The 22,405-nt window shown below is 38.8% G+C and carries 14 protein-coding genes; 2 read left to right on the top strand and 12 right to left on the bottom strand.

Annotated features, from left to right (window positions below; all coding sequences use genetic code 11):
• Positions 1-7: 7 nt before the first annotated feature.
• The 6 genes from BV60_RS0109160 to BV60_RS0109135 form a co-directional block, all read right to left on the bottom strand.
• A complete protein-coding gene (locus tag BV60_RS0109160; RefSeq protein WP_029321130.1) occupies positions 8-688 on the bottom strand; it encodes a GntR family transcriptional regulator in 681 nt (226 codons plus the stop codon).
• A 63-nt stretch (positions 689-751) separates the two neighbouring features.
• Complete coding sequence (locus tag BV60_RS0109155) at positions 752-2,182, bottom strand: 2-isopropylmalate synthase (RefSeq protein WP_035777196.1); 1,431 nt, start codon at positions 2,180-2,182, stop codon at positions 752-754.
• Between the two features lie 159 nt (positions 2,183-2,341).
• The gene (locus BV60_RS0109150; protein WP_029321127.1) at positions 2,342-4,054 is read right to left on the bottom strand and encodes a methyl-accepting chemotaxis protein; all 1,713 of its coding nucleotides are present in this window, start codon (positions 4,052-4,054) and stop codon (positions 2,342-2,344) included.
• Between the two features lie 252 nt (positions 4,055-4,306).
• A complete protein-coding gene (gene leuS, locus BV60_RS0109145) occupies positions 4,307-6,724 on the bottom strand; it encodes a leucine--tRNA ligase (RefSeq protein WP_029321125.1) in 2,418 nt (805 codons plus the stop codon).
• 171 nt (positions 6,725-6,895) lie between these two features.
• On the bottom strand, positions 6,896-8,842 hold the full coding sequence (locus BV60_RS0109140) for an EAL domain-containing protein (protein ID WP_029321123.1): 1,947 nt from the start codon (positions 8,840-8,842) through the stop codon (positions 6,896-6,898).
• Between the two features lie 185 nt (positions 8,843-9,027).
• Complete coding sequence (locus BV60_RS0109135; RefSeq protein WP_029321122.1) at positions 9,028-11,118, bottom strand: elongation factor G; 2,091 nt, start codon at positions 11,116-11,118, stop codon at positions 9,028-9,030.
• 291 nt (positions 11,119-11,409) lie between these two features.
• Between BV60_RS0109135 and BV60_RS0109130 the strand changes: the two genes are divergently transcribed.
• Entirely contained in the window at positions 11,410-12,510 is a 1,101-nt protein-coding gene (locus BV60_RS0109130) for a prephenate dehydrogenase/arogenate dehydrogenase family protein (protein ID WP_029321120.1), read from the top strand.
• A gap of 52 nt (positions 12,511-12,562) precedes the next feature.
• Positions 12,563-13,894 carry a 3-phosphoshikimate 1-carboxyvinyltransferase gene (gene aroA, locus BV60_RS0109125; protein WP_029321118.1) on the top strand — a complete coding sequence of 444 codons (1,332 nt, stop codon included), beginning with the start codon at positions 12,563-12,565 and terminating at the stop codon, positions 13,892-13,894.
• Positions 13,895-14,073: 179 nt separating this feature from the next.
• Here the strand turns inward: aroA and BV60_RS21895 are convergent, their stop codons facing one another.
• The 6 genes from BV60_RS21895 to pheT all read right to left on the bottom strand — a co-directional run bounded on the left by BV60_RS21895 (position 14,074) and on the right by pheT (position 22,404).
• Positions 14,074-15,390: an IS4 family transposase gene (locus tag BV60_RS21895; protein ID WP_029321114.1), complete on the bottom strand. Its 1,317-nt coding sequence runs from the start codon at positions 15,388-15,390 to the stop codon at positions 14,074-14,076.
• A gap of 211 nt (positions 15,391-15,601) precedes the next feature.
• Complete coding sequence (locus BV60_RS0109115; RefSeq protein WP_029321112.1) at positions 15,602-16,852, bottom strand: nucleotide sugar dehydrogenase; 1,251 nt, start codon at positions 16,850-16,852, stop codon at positions 15,602-15,604.
• 11 nt (positions 16,853-16,863) lie between these two features.
• Complete coding sequence (locus BV60_RS0109110) at positions 16,864-17,208, bottom strand: PilZ domain-containing protein (RefSeq protein ID WP_029321110.1); 345 nt, start codon at positions 17,206-17,208, stop codon at positions 16,864-16,866.
• A 42-nt stretch (positions 17,209-17,250) separates the two neighbouring features.
• Positions 17,251-18,330, bottom strand: coding sequence for a tRNA preQ1(34) S-adenosylmethionine ribosyltransferase-isomerase QueA (gene queA, locus BV60_RS0109105; RefSeq protein WP_304412895.1), 1,080 nt, complete (start codon positions 18,328-18,330; stop codon positions 17,251-17,253).
• A 73-nt stretch (positions 18,331-18,403) separates the two neighbouring features.
• On the bottom strand, positions 18,404-19,900 hold the full coding sequence (locus tag BV60_RS0109100; protein ID WP_029321107.1) for an aminopeptidase: 1,497 nt from the start codon (positions 19,898-19,900) through the stop codon (positions 18,404-18,406).
• Between the two features lie 83 nt (positions 19,901-19,983).
• On the bottom strand, positions 19,984-22,404 hold the full coding sequence (gene pheT, locus BV60_RS0109095; protein WP_029321104.1) for a phenylalanine--tRNA ligase subunit beta: 2,421 nt from the start codon (positions 22,402-22,404) through the stop codon (positions 19,984-19,986).
• Position 22,405: the final 1 nt, after the last annotated feature.

Genomic DNA, 22,405 nt, shown 5'->3' with positions numbered 1-22,405 from the left:
TTGCATCTTATGAAAACTTTTCCAAAAGCCCATTCCTTACCATATTATCATATGCACTGCGCATGTGCCTATTGGCAATTTCCTCAGCTCTGTCAGGATCCTTGTCGCGAATCGCTTCCATGATCGCACGATGCTCATCATTGCAATCCTTGCCTCTTTTTCCCGCAAGTGTTTTTTGTCTTATCTGCCATACATATTGATGATAATCCTTTAACAGATGTTCAAGCATTTTTGAGTCACAGGATTCATATAATATTGTATGAAATCTGTTATCAAGCTCTGCCAGCTGGTCAGAATGTCCTTTTTGTTCATGAAAATCCGCAAGATAGACAATCTCTTCAAGTTCTTCCATCTGTTCGGGAGTAATATTATCACAAGCCCATCTTGCGCATAAGCCTTCAAGCCTTGATCTTATCATATATATATCCCGGATATCCTTGGCACTTATTCCTACAACATAGGCTCCTTTATTAGGAATAATCTGAACCAGCCCTTCAAGTTCCAATTGGCGCAGCGCCTCTCTAACAGGAGTCCTGCTGACTCCCAGTTCCTTTCCGATCGCTACTTCTTTTAATTCCTCATGATCAGAATATTTACCATTAAGAATATCCTCACGGATTCTGTGAAAAACCCTTCCTCGCAGGGAGTATTTATCAGTTACTTCCTGTTTTAAATCCTTCTTATCCATATTCCCTCATCTATTAAACTCTTGGAATAATAAATTTCATTATTCTATATATTTATGAAATCATTAAGAAAGCTTTATAATTTCACCATCAGTTACTTTTATACCGATAAGCTCTGATACCTCATCTATTTTCTTAGTAAGCTCTTCATCATACATTACTGTAACACGGCCGCTTGCATATTCACCGTCAACCCATTCCTTTAATATCTGAACAAGCTGATTGTCCTTACCGATAGCTTTATCTCCCTTTAAATGATAATGAACATTTATCCAATGAGCTATTCCCGCAAGACCCGATGTATTGGAAACAGCACTTACCGGCGGCCTTCCAAGGAACTTATCAGTATCAAAAATATTGTATATTTCCTCGTTTTTAAGAAGTCCGTCAGCATGAATGCCTGCTCTGGTAACATTAAAGTTTTTACCTACAAAAGGTGTCTGAGGGGGAATATGATAACCAAGCTCCTTCTCATAATATCTTGCCAGTTCAGTAATAACCTGAGTATTCATACCGTTAAGAGTTCCCTTAAGCTGTGCATATTCAAATATCATAGCTTCAAGAGGAGTATTACCTGTTCTCTCACCGATTCCGAACAATGAAGCATTCACGCCTGAACATCCATATAACCAGGATGTTGTTGAATTTGTAACCGCTTTATAAAAATCGTTGTGACCATGCCATTCTAAAAGCTCACTGGGAACACCTGCATGAGTATTAAGTGCATAAATTATTCCCTGAACACTTCTTGGAATAACGGCACCTGAAAAATTAACGCCGTATCCCATAGTATCGCAGGCACGAACCTTTATCGGAATTCCATACTCCTTACGAAGCTTCATAAGTTCTACGCAGAAAGGAACAACAAACCCATAAATATCTGCTCTTGTAATATCCTCCAGGTGGCATCTGCAGGCAATGCCTTCTTCGAGACAATCTCTGATAATACTAAGATAATGATCGAGTGCCTGTTTTCTTGTCATCTTAAGCTTCAGGAAAATATGATAGTCCGAACAGCTTACAAGGATACCTGTTTCCTTCATTCCTATCTCTTTAACAAGCTTAAAATCTTCCTTACTTGCTCTTATCCAGCTTGTAACTTCAGGGAACTCATAGCCTCTTTCCATACACTTATAGACTGCATCCCTGTCTTTTTTACTGTAAAGAAAAAATTCACTGGCTCTTATCATTCCATTTGGTCCGCCGAGTTCATGAATCATATCATAAATCTTTACAATCTGCTCAGTCGAATAAGGTGCTCGTGACTGCTGTCCATCGCGAAATGTTGTATCTGTGATCCATATATCCTTTGGCATATTGTGAGGAACAATTCTGTCATTAAACGGAATCTTAGGCACCTCATCATAAGGAAACATATTTCTGAAAACATTGGGTTTTTCAACATCATTAAGAATATACATATGTTCCTCAATCTGTAACAGATTGTTTTTATCATTCATAGTTACTGGTCTGTTTTGAAATGTCTGATCCTGCATTTTATTCCTCCTGTGAAAACTTCCTGATACCTTAAGCAAAAAAGTTAATGTCTTATGTTTGCATTATTGTATACAATAATACTTTGCATGTCAACGCTTTAATGTAATAAAGTGCAAAAAAAACGGGAAAGATATTATCCTTCCCGGAAGCATTCAGTATTACCTTAGTTTAAACTGATTTATTATTCTTGTGAGATCTTCTGACTGTTCAGTTAGTTTTTGCGAAACGTTACTTGATTCCTGGGCGGTTTCGGAATTACTTTGGACAACCGCTGATATCTGATCAATGCCATCGTTTATTTCTTCCATACTTGAAGCCTGCTGTTGTGCCATTTCACCTGTCTCGGAGATCATCTCTGTTATCTCAGATACAGAATCCTGCATTTTTTGAAGAGCGGCCTGTGTCTCACCAACAACGTCATTTCCGTTTCTGATTTCTTCCATTGTATCCTGGATCAGCTGATGTGTATTCTTGGCTGCTTCAGTACTCTGTGTAGCAAGAGCGCTTATTTCTTCAGCAACAACCGCAAAGCCTTTACCGGTATCTCCGGCTCTTGCCGCCTCAATTGAGGCATTCAAAGCAAGCAGCTGTGTCTGTTTTGCTATTGATTCAATTGTATTGGTAACCTGCTCTATCTCGTTTGATGCTTCAGTAATCCTAATCATAGCGTCAGTAACAAGATGCATTTTTCTTGCACTTGCATCAGCATCATCTCTTACCTGATCTGCCATACGTCTGGATTTCTCAGCTGTTTCAGCCATAGTCTTAGTCTGAGCTGTAATCGTATTTACAGATGCTGTAAGTTCCTGAACTGCTGCAGCCTGGTCCGTTGAGCCTTCAGCAAGATCGGTTGCGCCTCTGCTCATACCACTTGCTCCCTGTGAAACATGATTTGAGGATTCACGAACATGGGATAATGTATCGGACAGTGAATCGGTAATATTATTCATAGCTTCATTTATAGGAGCAAAATCACCTTTATACAAAGAGGGAGTAAGTGTTCCTTTTGTAAAATCACCATCAGCAACAAGATTTAAGGTTTCTCTTATATCAGAGACAATCTTTTCGGTTGCGGAGGTGGAATCACTGAGGTCTTTGGCAAGCATTCCAAGTTCATCGTTTGATACATAATCAATATTTATATTAAGATTTCCTTTTGCCATTTCGTCAGCTGCTTTAGAAATTTCTTTAACCGGAACAAGTATTGATTTTGAGAGCTTTTTCTTAACATCTACAATATACATTAACAGTAAAATAACAATAAGCAGTGTTAGTGCACTCATAGCAAAGCCCAATATCAAGGCATTTCTATATGCTTTTTCAGCTGATTCTGTTGAACTGCTTGATACTGTCTTAAAATCCTTTACTACAACATCAATTGATGGATAAAGCGTGTCATTAAAATAATAAAAAATCTCTTCAGAGCTTGAACCATCATTAAACATGTTTCCTAGAGTCACACCGTTTGCTTCAACCTTCTTCAGATCCGAGGAAACCTGATTAATAGCCGTTTTATCATCAAGAACCTTTGAAAGCTTTGTCAGAGTAGCATCAAAATCCGCAAATTTATCCATTGCTTTTCCAAGCTGTTCCTGTCTGATCCCTTCATCCGGCGATGATAATGCCCAAAGAAAAGCTTTTGACAGCGCCTGAATGTCAATTCTAATATCAGCCTGCAAAGTATTCATTGTGTAATATTTTGTATAAATCGTTCTAATCGATAGCATAGCGGAAAAAATTGTAATAACCAGGATTGCTACTGCAACAACAAACATGATTATTATCTGTTTGAAAGTAGAACTGAATTTTTCCTGCACTTTCATGTCCCGAATATTGTTTTCGTCAACACTGATCAGATTTCTTATACTCATATTTTTCCCCTCATTGTAAGACCCAAGTGAATAAACCTGCAGTTATACCTCAGGTCAGTCCAAAGTTTTCATAAAGCTTTTGCCAATATAGAAACAGGATTTAAATACCTATATATATCTTACTCTATCATTTCCAAAATAAACATTATAAATGAACGATTTTTCAAAAATTTAATAAAAGCCCCATGCCGATTTCCGACATGGAGCTCTTCATATAAATAACATTGAATTTCTGAGAAAATTCATAAAATATTATTTCATAACAATATTTACAATCTTACCCGGAACATAAATCTCTTTGATAATATTGCCATTAAACTTACCGGCTATTGCTTCCTTTGCTTTTGCAAGTACTGCATCTTTAGGATCATCCTTACCGATTGAAATTGTAGCACGTACCTTACCATTTACCTGTACAGCTATTTCTACAGTATTCTCAACAGTAAGTGCCTCATCAAACTCAGGCCATGTCTGCTGGTAAAGTCTTCCCTCGCCGCCTATTCTCTGCCAAATCTCTTCAGTAATATGAGGCGCTACAGGATTGAGCATTGTGATAAGAGTCTTATACTCAGCCTTATTAACTGAATTCTTTTTATAGAAGTCGTTAATAAGAGACATCATTGCAGCGATTGCAGTATTGTATTTAAGGTTTTCAAAATCATTTGATACCTTCTTAATGGTTCTGTGCATCTCACCCTTAAGGTCATCAGAATACTCGTCGCCATCAACTAAAATATCCTGCAGCTTCCAAACTCTCTCAAGGAATCTTCTGCAACCCTTAACGCCATCCTCGGACCATGATGCAGCCAGGTCGAATGCACCAATGAACATCTCATATGTACGAAGAGTATCCGCACCGTAATCCTCAACTATATCATCAGGATTAACTACATTGCCGCGGGATTTACTCATCTTCTCGCCGTTCTCACCGAGAATCATTCCATGGCTAGTACGTTTCTGATAAGGCTCTGATGTAGGCACAACACCCTGATCAAACAGGAACTTATGCCAAAATCTTGAATACAGAAGGTGAAGTGTTGTATGCTCCATTCCTCCATTGTACCAGTCTACGGGAAGCCAATATTTAAGTGCTTCCTTGCTGGCAAGAGCTTCTGTATTTGTAGGATCCGTGTATCTAAGGAAGTACCATGAAGAACCTGCCCACTGAGGCATTGTATCTGTCTCACGCTTTGCAGGGCCGCCACAGCAAGGGCATGTTGTATTTACCCAGTCAGTCATTGCAGCAAGCGGTGATTCGCCATTATCTGTAGGTTCATAGCTGTCAACCTCGGGAAGAAGAAGCGGAAGCTCTGATTCATCAATCGGAACATATCCGCATTTTTCACATTCAACAATCGGAATAGGTTCTCCCCAATATCTCTGACGTGAAAATACCCAGTCACGAAGCTTATAGTTCACCTGCGCATGTCCGATCTTCTTTTCCTCAAGGAAGGATATCATCTTTTCCTTAGCTTCACTGACAGAAAGTCCATTAATAAAGTCTGAGTTAATGAGTACACCTGTAGCAACATCAGTAAATGCTGCCTCATTAACGTCTACCTCTTCTCCATCTTTTGCTACAACCTGAATAATCGGAAGACCAAATTTCTTGGCAAATTCCCAGTCTCTGTCATCATGTGCGGGAACGGCCATGATTGCACCTGTTCCATAACTCATAAGTACATAGTCTGAAACCCAGATTGGAATTTCTTTACCATTTACAGGATTTACAGCACAAAGACCGTCAATCTGAACACCGGTCTTGTCCTTTGCAAGCTCTGAACGCTCAAAATCTGATTTTTTGGATGCTTCCTCACGATATTTAAGAATCTCATCAAAATTGTTTATCTGATCCTTATACTTATCAAGATAGGGATGCTCAGGAGATACTACCATATATGTAGCACCGAAAAGAGTATCACAACGTGTTGTATATACTGTGAGTACATCTTCTGTTCCTTTGATTGAGAAATCAACCTCGGCACCTGTAGATCTTCCAATCCAGTTTTTCTGAGAAACCTTTACTCTCTCAATATAATCAACACCGTCAAGTCCGTCGATGAGTTTATCTGCGTACTCTGTAATCTTCAGCATCCATTCGCTCTTAACCTTGCGAACTACTTCTGAACCGCATCTCTCACAAACACCATTAACCACTTCCTCGTTTGCAAGTCCTACTTTACATGAAGTACACCAGTTAATAGGCATTTCCTTTTTGTATGCAAGTCCTGCCTTGAAAAGCTTTAAAAATATCCACTGAGTCCATTTGTAGTAATTAGGATCTGTTGTATTTATTTCCCTGTTCCAGTCAAAGGAATAACCCAAAGAATGAAGTTGGCTTTTGAACTTTTTAACGTTGTTTGCTGTTACGATCTTAGGGTGAATATGATTCTTGATCGCATAGTTTTCTGTAGGAAGGCCGAATGCATCCCATCCCATGGGATAAAGTACATTATAGCCCTGCATTCTGCGCTTACGTGCAACAATATCAAGTGCTGTGTACGGACGCGGATGTCCTACATGAAGTCCCTGTCCTGAAGGATAGGGGAACTCAACAAGAGCATAGTATTTGGGCTTAGTATAATCATTACTTGCAGCGAATGCATTTTCATCATCCCAAACCTTCTGCCACTTCTGTTCAACTTCTTTGTGATTGTATAACTCTGACATTTGAGGTACCTCGTTTCTGCTAAATTAAAGCATAATGAATAGATTTTCTATTTCACTTATGAACAGTACAAAATTTTAACATATTAAAGTATCACATTCAAGCGAGGTACCTTTACTATAGAAGCATATTGAAAAGTTTTTTATTTAAGAATGGTTATGAACCCGAAATTTTTATTTTTTCACAAAATATTTTTTCAGATTTTCTATCGGGGCAGGCTTTGCATAATGATATCCCTGAATATAATCAAATCCACGTTCAATACTGAATTTTTTCTGTGACTCATCTTCAACACCTTCAATCAGAGTGACAAAGCCATTTTTCTTGAAGAATTCAATCATATAGGAAATAATATCATCCACTCTGTCATCCTTTAGCGATTTATAAAGCAGGGATTTGTCGAATTTTATAGTCTGTACCGGAACATCCACAACTCTCTCAAGGTTAGAGTAACCGGTCCCGAAATCATCCATATAAAGCTGTATGCCCTCACGGTTAAGCATATTCATATTATGTTTTACAGCATCATAATTTTCAGCCATCATGGATTCCGTAAGCTCAAGTCTTATAAGCTTTTGGTCAATTTTATAGCTATGTATAATATCCATTATTTCTTTGTAAAAAGTTTTATCGGTAAAATCAGCTGTGGAACAATTTATGGTAACAGCATCAAAGTCATATTCACGGGCAAGCTCTTCAACAGCCTTACAAACCTTATGCATCATTATTACAGTAAGCGAATGGATGCAGTTGTTCCTCTCAGCTATTTTAATAAATGAATCCGGCGGTATCATTTTCCCATCAATAGAAAGACGCATAAGTGCTTCCGCGGATCTGAACTCCTCCTTCTCAACACTGTAAATAGGCTGAGCATAGCAAAGTATTCTATCATCATCAGGATCCATCTTTGCCCTTATATCAGTGAGCGTCTGCTCAATTTTGTATATCTCATCAAAATCTCTAAAATCCGTACCATTGGCAAAATAATATACATTATCACCATCATTAAGGTACTTGTCTTTTAAATATCCCAAAAACAGCTGTGTACATTTATTTCCGGCAGCAACAAATCTTCTGCTGTCACCGCAAACGCCAAGAAAATAATGTATGTTATCTTCACTTCTTTCATAAAACCCATCAAGGATATCCCGCATCTGTTCTGAGTAATTTTCCGCATCTGATCTTTCCTTAATTTCAAGCATGGCAAGGAAAGTGCCGTAGTTTACTCTGTACATCTGAATTTTCCTTGATATACTTTCAATTTTTCTGCATACTCTTGCCATTTCTATTGAAAGTATTTCGTAGTTTGGTGCAAGAGAGCTGTCCGATAGCTGAGGAAAATCAATATATGCTATATAGAAAATTTTTCCTCTCCTGTTATTGGTAATAAATCTGCTCTCAAAGGCACTCGCATTCTGACAACCTGTTTCTTCATCATAAGGGTTGGAATGAAACAGCTGATAACAGATAACAAATACCATGACATAGGTAATACCACTAAAAATTGCATGCCTTGAATATATTTGAAAAATCAGGATAACTATTTCAATTGGAGTTACAAGAAATGTAGCTCTTAAAACTATACGGGCTACAGTTTTTCGCCTTAAAAAAAGGACTACAAAACACAGAGCGGAACATCCTATTCCAGCAAGCGAATAGAATCTTGTAAAATGAGTAATATCAATGCCGTCTGTTCTTACATAAAACAGATTCTTCATTGCAATCTGGAACACCATTCCGGCAAAGTAAACAGAGGCAACCAGAATATACAGCATTATAATTACTGATCGTTTTCTAAGTCTTTTTTCACTTAAGAGATTTATATAGTTAAAGATAACAACAATTATTATTGCATAAAGAATGAGGTATAATGCAATAAATGCCGTAAATACATTTCTGTTATAGTACTCATTGACACTGCTTGAGAGTTTAACAATTATAAGTTGCACTATTATTGCCAATATGGCGACATGTGTTCCCACTACCAAAAAAACAAAAGGTTTTGACTTTTTTGGTTTTGTCAAAAGCATAAAGATTATAAGCAAGACAGAAAAATACAGTCCTGCTATCTCACCTATAACATCATAATGAAGACCACCATACATTCCGAAATCTGGCATATTATGCCTCCAGGATCATTTGAACATAGTATTATCACAGTACCATTTTTATCGTAGCATACAGATATAAGTACTAATTAAAGAAACTCTTAAATAATTATGAAGAGCGCTATTTTCTTATATAAATCAGCATACAAAAAAAGACTGACATCTCAATTGAAATGCCAGTCCTTCAAATGTTTTATTTAATCTTCTATTCCGTTTTCCTTAACCTTTTCAGCACGTGCTGCAACTTCCTTCTGCTGTATGTCTGAAGGAGCCTGTTCATAACGGGTAAAGCTGTACTCGTAATCGCCGGCACCACCGGTCATGGATCTGAGTGTTGTGCAATAGCCATAAAGTTCCATCATAGGAATATCAGCTTCGATGATTTGCTTACCATCACCTGTAGGATTCATGCCGAGTACACGGCCTCTTCTCTTATTAAGATCACCCATTACATCACCGGTAAATGAATCCGGCACAGTAACCTTAAGTGTAGCTATAGGCTCAAGGAGCACAGGAGTTGCATCCATGAATCCCTTTTTAAATGCGTTGCTTGCAGCAACCTTGAATGCCATTTCAGAGGAATCAACCGGGTGATAAGATCCGTCATAAAGCACTGCCTTTACACCAACAACGGGATATGCAGCCAGCGGTCCTCTCAAAGAAGCTTCAGCAATACCCTTTTCTACAGCCGGGAAATAGTTCTTCGGAACTGCGCCGCCAACTACTTCCTGCTCGAAAATATATGGTTTGCTATCGTCTCCCGAAGGCTCGAAGCGCATCTTAACATGTCCGTATTGTCCATGACCACCTGTCTGCTTTTTATATTTATATTCCACATCGGAATTCTTACGGATTGTCTCTCTGAAAGCAACCTTCGGTTTATCAAGATCAATACCTACCTTATATTCATTAAGGAGCTTGCTTACGGTTATTTCAAGGTGCATATCGCCCATACCGTATATAAGTGACTGATGGTTCTCAGCATCGTTAACAACTTTTAATGTAGCATCTTCAGCTGCAAGCTTTGCAAGAGACTGTGCAATCTTATCAATATCAGCCTTATTCTGCGGCTTATATCTCATATAAGTATAAGGCTCTGAAATATCCATCTTTGCATACTGTACAGGATTAGCCTTTGTTGAAAGTGTGTCACCTGTTGAAACATCAATCTTCTGAAGCGCACCAAAGTCACCTGCATGAAGCTCCGGAACCTCTAATGTCTTATTACCCTGCATAACATAAAGCTTACCAATCTTAACCTCGGTATCCTTATTGGAATCATACATTAGATCATCTGTCTTAAGTACACCTGAGCGAACCTTGATCATTGAATATTTTCCAATGAAAGGATCCATCATTGTCTTAAATACAAATGCTGTCTTAGGCTTTGAGAAATCAAAGTTAGCTTCGAAAATCTCATTAGTCTTCATGTTGATACCTGCCATCTTACGATTTTCCGGTGCAGGCATGTATTTAACAATATCATCAAGAAGGGTGTAAACGCCCTGTGCAAGAATACTTGAACCCATCTCGATAGGAACGATCGATCCGTCACATACGTTATTTCTTAATGCAGATCTGATTTCCTGCTCTGAGAAAGTGTCACCGCTGAAATATCTGTCCATGAACTCTTCACTGGTTTCAGCTACAGCTTCCATGAGAGTATCACGATACTGCTTTAAATACTCAACATTATATTCAGGAACTTCACACTCAATAGCATCCTTACCCTGCCAACGGAAGCCCTTTTCCTGAATAACGTTTACATATCCGACAAATTTTTCATTTTCACGTGTAGGAAGATTAAAAGGTGCAATCTTCTTTCCATATTTATCTATAAGATCCTGCACTACCTGTCTGTAGGAAGCATCATCTATATCCATATCAGAAACAAAGAACATGCGAGGAATTCCATACTTTTCGCAAAGTTCCCACGCTCTCTCTGTACCCACTTCAACACCTGCCTTACCGGAAACCACGATAATGGCAGCATCAGCAACGCTCATAGCCTCCTGTACTTCACCAACAAAATCGAAAAAGCCGGGAGCATCAAGAAGGTTAATCTTATGATCATCCCATTCAAGTGCGATACATGTTGTGCTGATCGAAAACTGACGCTTCTGTTCCTCTTTATCAAAGTCACTGATGGTATTTCCATCAGATACCTTACCCATTCGGGAAGTAATTCCTGCAAGATAAGCCATTGCCTCAGCAAGTGAAGTCTTTCCTGCTCCCCCATGACCTAAGAGTACGACGTTACGTATTTTGTCACTTGTGTAAACTTTCATCTTTTGTTCCTCCAAGTCTTAAATTATGTTGGGAAATATTTACGAGATATATTTAGATTTCCCCTAACCCTATAGATATATTTTACTAAAATTGTGCATACAATACAAGTAATTCGGTCGAATTTGCACAATAGGATAAAAAACTAATATAAAAGTAGTGCTTTGCAGCTAAATTCATTGATTTTCGCACTTTAACGTGTTATAGTAATTTCGATTTTACCTTAGTTTTAGCTAACATTTTTACGTACATAAATGAATTCTATATATAATTAAGGAGACTATTCCAAAACAATGAATACAGATAATCTTACTTGCGGTTTTATAGGCCTTGGTCTTATTGGCGGTTCTATGGCAAGAGCACTTAAGGCTAAAAATCCCAATATCCGTATAATTTCATACACTCCTCACCCTGAGACATCACTCAAGGCAAAAGAAGACGGAATTGTAGATATTGCATGTGAAACAATCGATGAGAGATTTTCGGAATGTGATTACATATTTTTATGCGCACCTATTGAACGAAATAACGATAATTTAAAACTCATAAAACCTTTTCTCAGTCCAAAAACAACTCTCACTGATATTGGCTCTGTTAAGACAAGTATTCACGAGCATGTTAAGGAGCTTGGTTTAGAGGAACAGTTTATCGGCGGTCATCCCATGGCAGGTACTGAAAGAATCGGATATATCAATTCCAAGGCATCCATCCTTGAAAATGCTTTTTACATTCTGACAAAAACCGATAAAACTTCAGATGAAAGGCTTTCTAACTATAAAGAACTGGTTGAAATTATGGGAGCAACACCTCTTATTATTTCCTATGAGCAGCATGACTTTATTACAGCTGCAGTAAGCCATGTTCCACACGTTATAAGTGGATGTCTCGTTAATCTGGTACATGACAGTGACTCTTCGGATGGCCTTATGAAAATGATCGCTGCAGGTGGTTTTAAAGACATAACAAGAATTTCTTCTTCTTCACCTGTTATGCTTCAGCAGATCTGTCTCACCAACCATAAAAACATTTCTGTACTGCTTGATAAGTACATCACTTATTTAAATGAAATGAAAAAAGTTGTTGATGATGTTGACGGCGATGGGCTTATGAATTTCTTCTCTTCTGCAAGAGAATACAGAGATTCATTTAATGATCTTCGCAGAGGCCCCATACAAAAAACATATGTCATTCGCGTAGATATAGCGGATGAACCCGGCAATATAGCTTCCGTAGCTACTCTTCTGTCTGTAAACGGAATCAATATCAAAAACATCGGTATTGTTCATAACCGTGAGTTTGAGCACGGTACATTAAGTATAGAATTTCATGATGACAAAGCCATGGAAAAAGCTGTAAAATTACTTGAGACTCATGGATATCCGTCGGTTGACTGATACCCTTAGATACATAAAAATTTGACTTGAATATTTATAGAGGGAATTAACCATGATTAGTATTGAAAAAAGTTTAAAGCCCTTAAAGGGCAGTATCTTTGTTCCGGGAGATAAATCCATCTCACACAGAAGTATAATGTTTGGTGCGATTTCTGAAGGCACAACAGAAATTACCGGCTTCTTAAAAAGCGGTGATTGTCTTTCGACAATAGAATGCTTTAAACAACTGGGCATCCAAATTGAGCATTCCCAAAGGCCTATGAACGGAGTTCCTACAATTACGGTTCATGGAAAAGGACTCCACGGACTTAGTGCTCCATCTTCAACAATTTATACCGGAAACAGCGGAACTACTACCAGACTTTTATCCGGTATTCTGGCAGCACAGCCTTTTGATTCCATGATTACCGGTGACAGCTCCATTGAGAGACGTCCGATGAATAGAATAATAAAGCCTCTGACTCAGATGGATGCTGACATCTCATCCGTAAAAGGCAATGATTGTGCACCTCTTTTGATCAAAGGAGGAAAAAGACTTCGCGGAATCACTTACCATAGCCCTGTTGCTTCTGCACAGGTAAAATCATGTATAGTTCTCGCAGGTCTGTACTCAGAAAGCGACACTGTTGTTTATGAGCCTGCACTTAGCAGAAATCATACAGAGATTATGCTCCGTGCTTTTGGAGCCGACATTCATAACGAAGTAGCTGTAAGAGGAAGCTCTGCAACTATTCTTCATCCGGGCTCACCGCTTCGCGGAATAAAAGTGAATGTCCCCGGTGACATATCTTCTGCCGCTTATTTCATAGCAGCCGCCTTACTTGTTCCCGGATCCGATATTGTAATTCATAATGTCGGTATCAATAAAACAAGATCCGGTATTCTCAGCATACTTACACAGATGGGTGCCGATATTCAGCTGGAAAATGTCGATGAATCCATCGAGCCCAGAGCTGATTTGCATGTTCGTTATTCCGATCTTCACGGAAATGAGAACGGAAGATTTGAAGTGTCAGGCAAGCTTATTCCTACTATGATAGATGAGCTTCCGATTTTTGCAGTGGTTGCCGCAACCGCAAACTGCACCACTATCATTAAGGATGCAGCAGAATTAAAAGTTAAGGAATCAAACAGAATCGATACTGTATGCAATAATCTCAAATCCATGGGTGTTGATATAGAGCCCACTGATGATGGAATGATTATTCATGGAGGTAAAGGACTTCGCGGGGCTGATATTGATCCCGAAGGCGATCACCGAATTGCCATGAGTTTTGCTGTTGCTGGCCTTGCTGCAGAAGGCTCCACCAGAATACTTGACGAGAAATGCGTTGGTATTTCATATCCTGAATTCTTCAAAGATTTAAGAAGTCTTTCGGTATAATATACAGTATTTAAAAGAGCTTCCCTTTTGGGCAATGTCATTAAGTTAGTATGACAATACAAAAATGGCAACAGACTGAGGATGAAGTATTTTACTCTTCATCCTCAGTTTCTTCTTTTTAGGGCATAGCAAATAGACGGATTTTCTCCGCCAAAATAAAATTATGCAGCTTATTGTTTTTATGCTACTCTGTATAGGAAACTATGATATATCTTGCCAGTTAGTTTTCTTTCCCGATGTCTATCTGGCCTTATAGGAACTAGATTTTTTGATATAATGGTTTCCAAATCAGGTGATGATGCCTTTCCTCGATAGAACAATCTACACATATGCACTGCAACCGAAAAATTCGCTTTATATGTATGTTTCCTTTGCTTTTTATCAATGACTACGTGCGAGGTAATCATTTCAGCAAAGTTATACATTATAAGATGTGCGTAGATTTCTTGTTGGATGCACATCACCTTTTTTGAATGAAAATCCAGCATTCCTGTTGTATATTTCAGGTCTCTGAAAGATGTTTCTATTCCCCAGCGAACTGCATATAATTCTTTTAGCTTTTCTGGCGGATATGTATCTGGTTCAAGATTAGTGAGTACCGTTTCATAGCCATTTTCTGAGATCTTAAATCGAACAATCCGGAATCTAAGATTATAACTAAGTGTTGGATCTGCTTTTCTTGATTTTGATGGAAGATAATCAAATGTCGAAGTGGCTGGTATAAATTTATAATGATTCCTGTCCTTGTATAACTCTTTGGTTTCTTTGTTTTGTCGGCGTATCAAATTCATGGATATAGGTACATCGTATTCTGGTTTCTTTGGAAGGTCATAACCCTCTTTCATTCCTGTTTTTCCATCTTTTATACGAATAAGAAAATACCATCCTTTTTCTTGAACGTGAGCCATGTTGTTATAAGATTCATAGCCTCTATCAGCAATTACAATGGCTTTTGGTATATTTGATCTATCTATCATTTCTGCAAAAGCTTTATGTTCGTTGGCTATTCTATCTTTTTGGATAATAGCATCACTATAGATACAATGCTTAAGATCATACAGCGCATTCAAATGTAGTAAGTTGTATGGTTTTTGGCCATTTGAGCCAAGATAAAATGAGTCGGTATCTTCTGGGTCGGTAGCTATTTGAATTCTGGAACCATCAACCGCTAATAAATGAATCTCTTCTTTAAATGTACTGGTTATTTCATGAGAAAACTCGCGGAATACTTTCAGAAAAGCATTAGGACTGATCTTACAACGTTGTTGCGAAAACGCTGAAGCAGTAGGAACATCAGACGATGCATTAAAAAAATCTATCAATTCATTAGTCAGGCTTCCACTTTGCATTCCGATTATGCCTGTGATCAATTTCTCCATAGTAAGTTTCCTTTTGCGTGAAAAATCCTTTTCTGGATTAATGCAATACAATTTAGAGTTTTTCACTACTCTACGAATATTTGACATCAAAAGATTTTTTAGTTGTTTGGGTTTCATGTGCACCTCCTTGAAATCGAGAATTATGCTTACAATTTCAAGGGCCGCTTTCGCTACCTCTAAATAAAATCAGTAGCGAAAGCGGCCGCACTTTTCATTCATTCTGTCAACTATTTTCGCAGAAAAAAAGACCCCTATACCATTTCTGGTATAAGAGTCTTATTTCCGTCACCCTTAACTTAATGACATTGCCCTTTTGGGAAGCTCTTTTTTAGTCTCTTCGGAAAATATCTCTTGAATAAACTTTATCTGAAACATCATCCAGACATGAGTCATAGCGGTTAGCGATTATCGCACCACTCATTTTTTTAAACTCTTCAAGATTATTTACAACTTTGCTGCCAAAGAAGGTTGTGCCATCTTCAAGTGATGGTTCATAAATAATTACTGTAGCGCCTTTGGCCTTAATCCTCTTCATAACTCCCTGTATACTGCTCTGTCGGAAGTTATCAGAATTACTTTTCATTGTAAGTCTGTAAACGCCAATAACAACTTCATGCTCCTTTTTTACATCATAGGAGTCGCTGTTACCGTATGCTCCTGCTATATCAAGAACTCTGTCAGCTATAAAATCCTTTCGTGTTCTGTTTGATTCAACAATAGCCTCAATAAGATTCTCCGGAACATCAGAATAATTTGCAAGAAGCTGTTTCGTATCCTTAGGCAGGCAATATCCACCATAGCCAAAAGAAGGATTATTGTAGAAATCTCCCACTCTGGGATCAAGGCAGACACCTTTTATTATCTTATTGGTATCAAGTCCCTTCATCTCAGCATAAGTATCGAGTTCATTAAAGTATGATACTCGAAGCGCAAGATAAGTGTTTGCAAAAAGCTTTACTGCTTCAGCCTCAGTGAATCCCATAAACAGCACATCCGTATTGTCCTTAAGAGATCCTTCTTTTAAGAGATCTGCAAATGTATGCGCTGCTTTAAGCAGATTCTCGTCAGATTCATCTACTCCGACAATAATTCTGCTGGGATACAGATTATCATATAGAGCTTTTGACTCTCTTAGAAACTCTGGACTAAAAAGCAACTTGTCAGTTCCTGATTTTTCTCTGATCTTAGTCGTATAACCAACGGGGATTGTACTTTTTATGACCATAAAAGCGTCAGGATTCACGCTCTTAACAAGTTCAATTACCGCTTCAACGGCACTTGTGTCAAAGTAATTCTTTTTACTGTCATAGTTAGTCGGAGCAGCTATAATAACAAAATCAGCATCCCTATATGCTGATTCTCCGTCTAAAGTAGCTGTAAGGTTCAGTTCTTTTTCAGAAAAATACTTTTCAATATATTCGTCCTGAATCGGTGATATGCGTTTATTTAGCATATCCACTTTTTCTTTGATAACATCAACTACTGTAACTTTGTGTTTTTGCGACAGTAAAGTCGCGATTGAAAGTCCGACATAGCCGGCACCTGCAACCGCGATCTCCAAGTCCTTAAAATCACGCATGATATAATCCTCTACATTTCTTCAAGTGTCTCCTGGACTGTCTCGTATACTGAGATTCTCTGCCTGTCGTATTCAGGCATCCCAATAAAAATAGCACCGTATTCATAGCTGTCTTCAAGAGCTGTGCCACGTACTATTTTAATAAATACATGGAGAACCTCTTTTGTCCAAAGAGTAAGGTTACACTCATAATTATCCCCCATAGTCAATTGAAGGTCTGACTGAAATCCCATTCCTGCGCGTGATGCATTTATTACAGAAATAGCTACAGCTTCAGGTTCATCATTGCTTCCAATAGGGTTCATGATAAGTTCACCGTCAAGGTCAAGTCTTCTATATTTTCTTCTTTCTTCCATAATATCCCCCTCGAATAAATATGTACTTATAATAAATATAGCTTAAATCTCATCATCAGTAAAGAAACAAGCATCTCCAAAACTAAAAAACCTATACCTTAATTTTATGGCTTCGTTATAAGCATTTAACACATTTTCTCTGCCGGCAAGGGCTGAAACAAGCATAACCAGCGTTGATTCCGGAAGATGAAAATTTGTAATAAGACAGTCTGTTACCTTGAATTTATATCCGGGATAAATAAATATGGAAGTATTATCTGCGCATGGTTCAATATGTCCATTTTCATCCGCAGCACTTTCAATTGTTCTGCAGCTTGTGGTACCGACACAAATTACTCTGTGCCCACCTTCTTTCGCCTTGTTTATTTTATCCGCAGCTTCTTTATCCACCTGATACCACTCAGTGTGCATGTGGTGCTCAAGTACATTTGTAACTTTAACAGGTCTGAATGTACCAAGCCCCACATGAAGTGTTACATATGCAAGATCAATTCCTTTATCCTGAATCTTCTTAAGAAGTGATTCCGTAAAGTGAAGTCCGGCAGTAGGTGCCGCTGCTGAACCCTCATACTTTGCATAAACTGTCTGATACATATTCTTGTCCTGAAGTTTATGCGTAATGTATGGAGGAAGCGGCATCTCGCCAAGCTTATCAAGAACTTCTTCAAAAATTCCTTCGTAATAGAATTGAACAAGGCGGTTGCCCTCTTCAACTATATCCAGAATTTTAGCCGTAAGGCTTCCGTCACCAAAAGTCACTTCCGCACCGGGGCGAAGCTTCTTTCCGGGTTTTACAAGTGTCTCCCAGATATCATTTTCTTTTCTTTTAAGCAAAAGGATTTCTACTGCTGCTCCGGTATCTTTTTTCGTACCAAGAAGTCTTGCGGGTATGACCTTAGTGTCATTAAGTACAAGGCAGTCCCCCGGCTGAAGATAGTCTATGATATCATGAAAAATTTTGTGTTCAATCCTTCCCGTTTTTTTATTCATCACAAGAAGCTTTGCATCGTCGCGGGCAGGAAGCGGATCCTGTGCGATAAGTTCTTCGGGAAGATCAAAATAATAATCACTGGTGCGAAGTCCAAGATTCGGATCATTTGCATCTGTTTTTATATTACTCAAATTGTACTCCTTCTATAAACGCATGTTTTTATCTGACTCATGCCGGTCTGATACAGTCTATAGAACCAAATAATTACATGTTCGTTAAGCATGCTTTATTAAGAAATGTCTTGTAGCCCCTAAGTGCCTCATAAATATCAACCTTTGAGGTTGCTTCCCAGGGTGCGTGCATGTTAAGAACAGCAACGCCACTGTCAATTACATTCATTCCGTAAAGTGCAAGAATATAAGCAATTGTACCGCCACCACCTACATCGACTTTTCCAAGCTCTGCAGTCTGGAAGGTAACGTCATCCTCTTCAAAGATGCTTCTGATATGTGCTATAAATTCTGCGTTTGCATCATTTGATCCTGACTTACCGCGACTACCTGTAAACTTATTAAATACAGGTCCCAAGCCAAGATATGCAGCATTCTTCTTCTCAAACTGTCCTGCATACATAGGGTCGAAAGCAGCGCTTACATCAGATGAAAGCATGCATGAATTAGCAAGACATCTTCTAAGGCCAAGGTCACTATACTCACCGCAAAGGTTCATAAGTTCAGCCACAGCATTCTCAAAGAATCTGCTCTGCATTCCTGTTGCTCCGACGCTTCCGATTTCCTCCTTATCGACAAGTATGCAGCATCCTGTCCTTGTGAGGTTTTTAACTTCAAGCAACGCTCTCATAGACGGATATGCGCAAACTCTGTCATCCTGTCCGTATCCAAGGATCATTGAACGGTCAAAGCCTGCATCTCTTGCTTTTCCTGCAGGAACAATTTCAAGCTCTGCTGAAAGGAAATCCTCTTCTTCTATTCCGTAAAGGTCATTGAGAATACCAAGAATTCCACGCTTTACGGCACCACTTATCTTGCCGCTCTCTTCTTTTTCAGCCTTTTCATAATCAACTGCATACTGCTGACCTTCGGTAAGCTTTGAATTCTTCTTTTCCTCTTTTTTCTTTTCATCATTTTCGATCACAAAAGGTCTGCTTCCGATGACAAGATCCAGAGCTTCACCCTCTACAACGGTAGCTGCTTTCTTGCTCATGAGATCTCCGGAAAGATGAATAAGCAGATCGCTTATGAAAAATACCGGATCATCCTCATCCTCACCAACATTCAGCTGAACGGTTGTGCCGTCTTTTTTTACAACTACACCATGTATAGAAAGCGGAATCGCAACATAAAGGTACTTTTTAATACCTCCATAGTAATGTGTATCAAGATATGCGATACTTGTATCTTCATAAAGCGGGTTCTGCTTTACATCAATTCTGGGTGAATCAATATGTGCGCCAAGAATATTCATACCGTTTTCAAGAGGCTCTGAACCGATCTGGAACATTGCAATGGATTTGTTCATCCATACACTGTAAACCTTATCACCCTTTTTAAGCTTTGTTTTTGAACCTATAAGAGTGTTAAGTTCACGATAGCCTGCCTCTTCAATTTCATTCACAATACAGTCAATAGCTTCACGCTCAGTCTTGGCATTATCCAGGAAGTTCTTATAATCTTCAGCAAAAGCATCTACTTCCTTAAGCTGCTTTGCATTATATTTTGTCCATACGTTTGTCTGCTTCATTTTTCGTCTCCTTATTTCTTTATCAATCATGTCCAGATTGATATGACCCGCCTACATTATAATGCAGGCAGGTCATTAGTCAATTAACTTCTGAGATTAATGTTCATGCTCTCAAGACCGTTAAGGATTTTCTTCATAGCTCCGTTTACTTCATCATCAGCAAGTGTCTTTTCCTTGTCTCTGAAAGCAAGTGAATAAGCCATTGACTTAAATCCTTTTTCAATCTGTGATCCTTCATAGATATCGAACAGCTCAAGTTTCTCTAGTTTTTTACCGCCACGCTGTCTTATCATCTTCTCAATATCACCGGCTGTAACTTCAGTAGGAACAACCATACTGATATCACGGGTTACAGCAGGGAATTTTGCAATTCCTGTATATACGCGGTTGTAATTAGCATGAGGAACAATTGAAGGCAGATCAAGTACTGCAATGTAGGTTCTTGTTCCTATACCGTAATTGTCAAGAACTGCAGGATGAACTTCTCCAATATAACCTATCTGCTCACCATTAAATGAAATCTTAGCCTGGCGTCCCGGATGAAGGAATGTTTTCCCGGCCTTGGCATCATATTCAAGGTTATCGGACATACCGATCTGTCCAAGGAATTCTTCCACAGCACCTTTCATTGTAAAGAAATCACCTTCTCCGTAGAAGCCAAGAACAAACTGTGATCTCTCATCGGGAAGTTCTTTTAAAGGAAGCTCTTTAGCAAGATAAATATTCGCAATCTCATAGAGCTTAACATCCTTGTTTCTGCGCTTATAATTTGTCGCAAGGCTTGTAAGAATAACATTGAGCGGAATTGTTCTCATTATTGAGAAGTCCTCACCGAGAGGATTTGAAATCTTTATAGCATTTCTCTCCGGTGCATCCTCAGACAGTAAAAGCTTATCAAATACCTTGGGGCTTTCGAAGGAATAACCGTAAGCCTGCGAAAAGCCGCAGAACTGCGCAACTTCTCTTGCTGTCTTTTCTACAGTCATCTTAAAGGTAAGCTTTCCTGTAGTAGGTGCATTCTTGGGAAGTGTTGAAGGAATTTTGTCATATCCGTAAAATCTGGCAACTTCCTCTGCAATATCGCACATACCGATAAGATCCTGTCTGAAGCTGGGGATGATGATTTCATTTGCAGCTTCATCATATGTAAGTTCTTCTCTTGCAAAAATATCAAGCATTGTCTGTTTGTCAATATCTGTTCCGAGAAGAGCATTGATTCTGTCGGGCTCGAATTTTATTCTGTTTAAAGGCTTAATGGGTTCTTTTGCTTCAACGATACCCAAAGTAACCTTACCGCAGCCAAGTTCGTTAATTAACTGGCATGCACGATTGATGGCATCTTCTGCATTGTTTGGATCAAGACCTTTTTCAAAGAATCCTGATGCATCTGTACGAAGTCCTACTCTCTTTGAACTCTTTCTGATATTGGGGCCGTTAAAGGTAGCTGCCTCAAAAAGAACAGTCTTGGCATCCTCTGTGATCATTGAGTTTTCTCCACCCATGATTCCACCGATAGCAACTTCTTTCTCACCATCACAGATCATGATAACTTCACTGTCGAGGTTTCTCTCCTGACCGTCAAGAGTTACAAACTTTTCACCGTCCTTAGCACGCTTAACGATGATCTTATTACCTGCTATTGTGGAAAGGTCAAATGCATGCATAGGCTGACCATACTCAAGCATTACATAGTTGGTAATATCAACGATGTTGTTGATAGGTCTTACACCGTTTGCAGCAAGACGTCTCTGCATCCATTCAGGAGAAGGACCAACCTTAACATCTGTTACGACTCTTGCGCAATAACGTGTGCAAAGATCTGTATCCTTTATTTCAACAGAAATATAATCTGATGCTTTCTCTGAAGTCTCTTCAACCTTGACCTCCGGAGCTTTAAAAGGAAGCTTGAAGGTAGCAGCAGCTTCTCTTGCAATACCAAGAATGCTATAGCAGTCAACACGGTTACTGGTAACCTCAAATTCAAAAACAGTATCATGAAGTCCTAATATTTCAACAGCATCAGCACCAACCTTGGTATCCTCGGGAAGAATATAAAGTCCATCCTCGGGAGCGTCGGGGTAAAAATCCTTGGAAGAACCAAGCTCTTCTATAGAGCACATCATTCCATAGCTCTCGATTCCTCTGAGTTTACCTGCTTTAATCTTAATACCCTCTTCAGGATTCGGACTTCCGTCATGACCGCCAGCAACTTTGCCACCATCAAGAACAACAGGAACCTTATCGCCTTCCTTCATGTTCTTTGCGCCTGTAACAATCTGAATTTTCTCTGTTCCAATATTAACCTGGCAGATTACGAGTTTATCAGCATCGGGGTGCTGCTCAATCTTGTCAATCTGGCCTACTACTATCTTTTCCAGGTTTTTATCGAGGCGATGGAATCCCTCACCTTTTGTTCCGGAAAGTGTAAGCGCATCAAGAATTTCCTGATCGCTTGCATTTAAATCCGGTACATATGCTTTTATCCATGATAAATTTGCGTCCATT

This window comes from Butyrivibrio sp. AE3004 (assembly GCF_000703165.1).
Taxonomy (GTDB): domain Bacteria; phylum Bacillota; class Clostridia; order Lachnospirales; family Lachnospiraceae; genus Butyrivibrio.
This window is presented reverse-complemented; position numbering and strand designations above follow the sequence as displayed.

Excerpts from the sequence above, each read along its gene's own strand:
- BV60_RS0109160 (WP_029321130.1), bottom strand. The coding sequence starts at position 688 with ATGGATAAGAAGGATTTAAAACAGGAAGTAACTGATAAATACTCCCTG.
- BV60_RS0109155 (WP_035777196.1), bottom strand. The coding sequence starts at position 2,182 with ATGCAGGATCAGACATTTCAAAACAGACCAGTAACTATGAATGATAAA.
- BV60_RS0109150 (WP_029321127.1), bottom strand. The coding sequence starts at position 4,054 with ATGAGTATAAGAAATCTGATCAGTGTTGACGAAAACAATATTCGGGAC.
- leuS (WP_029321125.1), bottom strand. The coding sequence starts at position 6,724 with ATGTCAGAGTTATACAATCACAAAGAAGTTGAACAGAAGTGGCAGAAG.
- BV60_RS0109140 (WP_029321123.1), bottom strand. The coding sequence starts at position 8,842 with ATGCCAGATTTCGGAATGTATGGTGGTCTTCATTATGATGTTATAGGT.
- BV60_RS0109135 (WP_029321122.1), bottom strand. The coding sequence starts at position 11,118 with ATGAAAGTTTACACAAGTGACAAAATACGTAACGTCGTACTCTTAGGT.
- BV60_RS0109130 (WP_029321120.1), top strand. The coding sequence starts at position 11,410 with ATGAATACAGATAATCTTACTTGCGGTTTTATAGGCCTTGGTCTTATT.
- aroA (WP_029321118.1), top strand. The coding sequence starts at position 12,563 with ATGATTAGTATTGAAAAAAGTTTAAAGCCCTTAAAGGGCAGTATCTTT.
- BV60_RS21895 (WP_029321114.1), bottom strand. The coding sequence starts at position 15,390 with ATGAAACCCAAACAACTAAAAAATCTTTTGATGTCAAATATTCGTAGA.
- BV60_RS0109115 (WP_029321112.1), bottom strand. The coding sequence starts at position 16,852 with ATGCGTGATTTTAAGGACTTGGAGATCGCGGTTGCAGGTGCCGGCTAT.
- BV60_RS0109110 (WP_029321110.1), bottom strand. The coding sequence starts at position 17,208 with ATGGAAGAAAGAAGAAAATATAGAAGACTTGACCTTGACGGTGAACTT.
- BV60_RS0109100 (WP_029321107.1), bottom strand. The coding sequence starts at position 19,900 with ATGAAGCAGACAAACGTATGGACAAAATATAATGCAAAGCAGCTTAAG.
- pheT (WP_029321104.1), bottom strand. The coding sequence starts at position 22,404 with ATGGACGCAAATTTATCATGGATAAAAGCATATGTACCGGATTTAAAT.